Source organism: Candidatus Chloroploca mongolica (assembly GCF_004762035.2).
Taxonomy (GTDB): domain Bacteria; phylum Chloroflexota; class Chloroflexia; order Chloroflexales; family Chloroflexaceae; genus Chloroploca; species Chloroploca mongolica.
In genome coordinates this window covers 1-2151 of sequence record NZ_SIJK02000044.1, presented here as the reverse complement: position 1 = coordinate 2151, position 2151 = coordinate 1, and the positions used below count along the sequence as shown (strand labels likewise).

The window sequence follows — 2151 nt, the reverse complement described above, 5'->3', positions numbered from 1 at the left end:
TGCCGCTACCTTGCACATCAGGCGGGTTTTTTGACGCAAAGGCGCAAAGGCGCAACGTTGTTTGTGTAGGTGCGCTCATCAGCGCTTCTGGGCAAGCGGGACGTAGGCGCGACAGGTGAACTCTGTTGCTGTTGGCGCGCCAAGGGCGCGTGCCGCATCAAGCCGAGCCGGCCCCGCCGAGCAGAGTGGCTGGGCGGTGCTGATCAGTTGATTGGCGATCGCGTCAGGGGTGAGGGTGGGTTGCTGGGCACGTATCAGCGCAGCGGTGCCGGCGACAAGTGGGGCAGCCATCGAGGTGCCGCTCCAGGTGGCGTAGTTGTTCCCTGGCACGGTGCTGATGATCTGTTCACCTGGTGCGCTGATGGCGACCCACGGCCCACGGGTTGAGAAGGTTGCCAGATGACCAGCCTGGTTCATCGCGGCCACGGCCAGCAATCCACGCACGCCCTCGGCAGCCGGGTACTGCGGCACACTGTCGCCGCCGTTGCCCGCCGCCGCGACGACGATTGCCCCGCCAGTGACGCTGCACCGGTCGTCGTCATCATCATCATCATCATCGTCGTCATCGTCGTCGTCGTCATCGTCGTCGTCGTCATCGTCGTCATCGTCACACGTCGCAAGCGCAATGATCTCTTCAAGCAAATCGGTGCGGCGGAGTGTCCCCAGGCTCAAGTTAATCACAGTGGCCCCATCATTAGTGGCCGGGTTGCCGTCAGGATCAAGCGCGTAGCGCAAGCCCTCGGCCAGCACCCAGATATTGCCGACACCCTCAGGATCGAGCACGCGTACCGGCAAGATCTTTGCCTCAGGTGCAGCCAGTGCCACCAGACCAGCGACATGTGTCCCGTGCCCAAAGCCGAAGTCAACCCCATAGGATCCCTCTTCCCTCGGGTCGTCGTCGGCATCAACAAAGTCAAAGCCCGGCAACAAGCGCCCAGCCAGGGCCGGGTGATCCGGGTCAACCCCAGTATCAAGCACCGCTATCGTCACGCCCGCCCCACGGTTGCGTGCGTGGGCGGCAGTGAACCCAAGTGCCGCCGGAGCCCACTGCGTTGCAAAGGTTCCGGCATCGCCACCGATGACCCAGCCGCTGCGCCCGCGGCGCCCCTCGGGGGTTTGCGCCAGATAATTGGGCTCGGCAAACTCGATCCGTGGATCGCTGCGTAATTGCTCGACTTTCTCTCGCGGATCTTGTCCGTCAGTGATCGCCATGCGAAAGATCGGGCGCGTCCCAAAACGGCTAATGAAGGCTTCCTGCAAACCATACTGGCGGGCGACGTCGGGCAAAGCAGCCTCGTCAAACAGTTTGAGTACCACTTCACCAGGGAGATACTCACCCATGCGATCGTCATCATCATCATCGCCATCGTCAGCGAACAGCGCCATTGGTGCGGGGGCTAGGAACAAGAGCAGCATGATGAACAGGCCACACAGCAAACGTGTAGGGTGAAGCATAACGGATACTCCTTAGCAAAGAAAGTTCTTTCTCACAGAGGGGGCAGGCAGCCTAAAAATACATGGTATACCATGAGGGCCGAAGCACCCGCGTGGGGGGTGGGTCTCTTGGGGTTAGGTTTTTCATATGACGTGCGGGTCATGACCATCCAAGGGATCCTCCCTGTCACCCCGCCGCGCCCGCCCTGTCACCCCGAGCGCCCTCCTTGTCACCCCGAGCGGAGCGAGGGGTCTTCCATGCGCTGCAGCGAAGATTCCTCACGGCGTTCGGAATGACATGGCTGGCGTTGGCCCCCGCCGTGCTCTCCCTGGCACCCCGCCGCGCTCTCCCTGTCACCCCGCCGCGCCCGCCTTGTCACGCCGAGCGCCCTCCTTGTCACCCGGAGCGCAGCGAGGGGTCTTCCATGCGCTGCAGCGAAGATTCCTCACTGCGTTCGGAATGACATGGCTGGCGTTGGCCCCCGCCGTGCTCTCCCTGTCACCCCGCCGTTCTCTCCCTGTCACCCCGCCGTGCTCTCCCTGTCACCCCGCCGCGCCCGCCTTGTCACGCCGAGCGCCCGCCCTGTCACCCTGAGCGCCCTCCTTGTCACCCCGAGCGGAGCGAGGGGTCTTCCATGCGCCGCAGCGAAGATTCCTCACTGCGTTCGGAATGACATGGCTGGCGTTGGTACCCTGCCGTGCTCTCCCTGTCACCCC

At 63.4% G+C, this 2151-nt stretch carries 1 protein-coding gene; it reads right to left on the bottom strand.

The window, feature by feature from the left end; all coding sequences use genetic code 11:
- Positions 1–78: 78 nt before the first annotated feature.
- The gene (locus EYB53_RS19070; RefSeq protein WP_135479987.1) at positions 79–1455 is read right to left on the bottom strand and encodes a S8 family serine peptidase; all 1377 of its coding nucleotides are present in this window, start codon (positions 1453–1455) and stop codon (positions 79–81) included.
- Between the last annotated feature and the right edge of the window lie 696 nt (positions 1456–2151).

Bases quoted from the DNA above. Each gene is read 5' to 3' on its own strand.
- EYB53_RS19070 (WP_135479987.1), bottom strand. From the start codon at position 1,455: ATGCTTCACCCTACACGTTTGCTGTGTGGCCTGTTCATCATGCTGCTC.